The sequence below is a fragment of the Azoarcus sp. Soil_N_20 genome, assembly GCF_057656155.1.
This window is the reverse complement of the sequence record NZ_JBDGKX010000042.1, coordinates 1-1798: the sequence shown is the minus strand read 5'-3', so window position 1 is coordinate 1798 and position 1798 is coordinate 1. Positions and strand designations below refer to the sequence as shown.

Sequence of the window (1798 nt, the reverse complement as noted above, 5' to 3'; positions counted from 1 at the left end):
AGCGTCAACGCACCGAAGGCGACGAACTCGCCCTGCGGAATGAAGATCACCCGCGTGACCGCGAACACCAGCACCAGAGCCAGCGCCAGCAGGGCGTAGATCGCCCCGTTGGTGATGCCGTCCTGTCCCAGCAACAGTGCTATCTGAAAATCCATGACGAACCCCGAGCCCCTGCCCTGCAGGCAGCGACCTTCCAATTGATGTTTTTACGAATTGCCCAGAAAAGCGGGCCGCTCAGGCCGGCATGCGACAGCGCGACGATGCGAGCACGGCGACTGCATGGAGCTTCGGGAAAGGGGTGACCGCAGGACGCGGTACGGGATGGGACTGTCTGCTCATGTTCTGACTCCTCCTGGGTTTGACGTCTGTTACGGCGCCCCGGCCCACCGGTGGCTCGAGCCACTCTGTCCGGGTCGGTTCGGCATGAAGCCGCGATGCGTGCAAGTTAGCAAGAACAAACTAGCTTGTCAAACACTTGTTCAATTGATTAGTTAGGTCTATGTTACGGCTATGTCGACAGCCGCTATCCCACTCGCGCAGGTAACCGTATGATTCGGCCCATCTCCGCAAACGACGCTCCACCTCCCCTTACCCCCACATCCAATTCGATGAACCAGGCTTCCATACAGGCTGACCCCAGCATCGATCCGCCAGACGTCGAGGCCGAGATCCTTGCCCTTGCCCGCAGCGAACCGGAACTCGGGCAAGCCGCAGTGGCCGAGCGTCTGCGCCTGAACGGATTGCAGATCTCGGCCTCCGGCGTGCGCTACATCTGGCAGAAACACGGGCTGGAAACGGCGGTAAAACGCCTGCAGGCGCTCGCCAGCGAAGCGGGCGAAGGGATGGACGCACTGACCGAGAACCAGCGCCGGCTGCTCGAACGCGGCGAACTGAGTGCACGCCTTTCCCGCGGCGAGACGGCCCTGGACGGAAACGGCGGCGACACCACCGGCGATTCGGGGGGCGAGCCGCTCGAGCGGCGGCAACTGATCCTGAACGCTGCTGCCGAGCTGTTCTCGGACCAGGGCTACGACCGCAGTTCGATCCGCGACATCGCACGCAAGGTCGGCCTGCTGCCGGGCTCGGTCTATCACTATTTCCCGTCCAAGGACGAGCTCTACCTGGCGGTGCACCGCGAGGGCTTCCAGCGCGTACTGGCGCGGGTCAAGGCGGCGGCCGACGAAGGCAGCGAGCCGTGGGACCGCTTGCGGCGCGCCGCCGAAGTCCACGTCAGCGGTATCGTCGAAGGCTCGCCGGTGGATCGCATCACCGGCCACAGCCTGTCCTTCACCGGCAATCAGGAGTTGCTGGCCAAGATCCAGCCTTACCGGGAAGACTACGAGAACGTCTTCCGCGACCTGATCAACGCCCTGCCGGTGGCACCGGGCACCGATCGCTCACTGCTGCGGCTGTTCCTGCTCGGCGGCATGAATTGGATCTACCTGTGGTATCGCGCCGGCCGGCGCAGCCCGAAGGACATCGCCGACGCAATGGTCGAGATGGTGCGCAAGGGCGTCGCCCCCTGACAAGACCACGGACGCACACCCGATAAAGAAAGGGCGACCCCGCAAGGGATCGCCCGAATGTGCGCTCCAACTACCCGGGCTGGCCGGGGTGAGGAAGAGACTCAGCTGACCACCCACAGTGCCACCAGCGAGATGCTGGGAAAGAGCACGAGCAGGAAGATGCGAAGGATGTCGGAGGCGAGGAAGGGCAGCACGCCGCGGAAGATGGTGGCCATCGGGATGTCGCGGGCCACGCCGCTGATGATGTACACGTTCATCCCCACCGGGGGCGT

2 protein-coding genes and 1 pseudogene are annotated in these 1798 nt (G+C 64.0%); 1 reads left to right on the top strand and 2 read right to left on the bottom strand.

The window, feature by feature from the left end; genetic code table 11:
• A pseudogene (locus AC3A35_RS27760) lies at positions 1-155 on the bottom strand (branched-chain amino acid ABC transporter permease); the annotation flags it as partial.
• 453 nt (positions 156-608) lie between these two features.
• On the opposite strand from AC3A35_RS27760, the gene AC3A35_RS27755 reads away from it, so the two are divergent.
• Complete coding sequence (locus AC3A35_RS27755; RefSeq protein WP_487439785.1) at positions 609-1526, top strand: TetR/AcrR family transcriptional regulator; 918 nt, start codon at positions 609-611, stop codon at positions 1524-1526.
• 101 nt (positions 1527-1627) lie between these two features.
• Here AC3A35_RS27755 and AC3A35_RS27750 read toward each other — a convergent pair whose 3' ends face one another.
• Positions 1628-1789, bottom strand: coding sequence for a hypothetical protein (locus AC3A35_RS27750; protein ID WP_487439786.1), 162 nt, complete (start codon positions 1787-1789; stop codon positions 1628-1630).
• Positions 1790-1798 lie beyond the last annotated feature (9 nt).

What these genes read in the sequence shown, in the direction of transcription:
- AC3A35_RS27755 (WP_487439785.1), top strand. Translation starts at nt 609, where the DNA reads ATGAACCAGGCTTCCATACAGGCTGACCCCAGCATCGATCCGCCAGAC.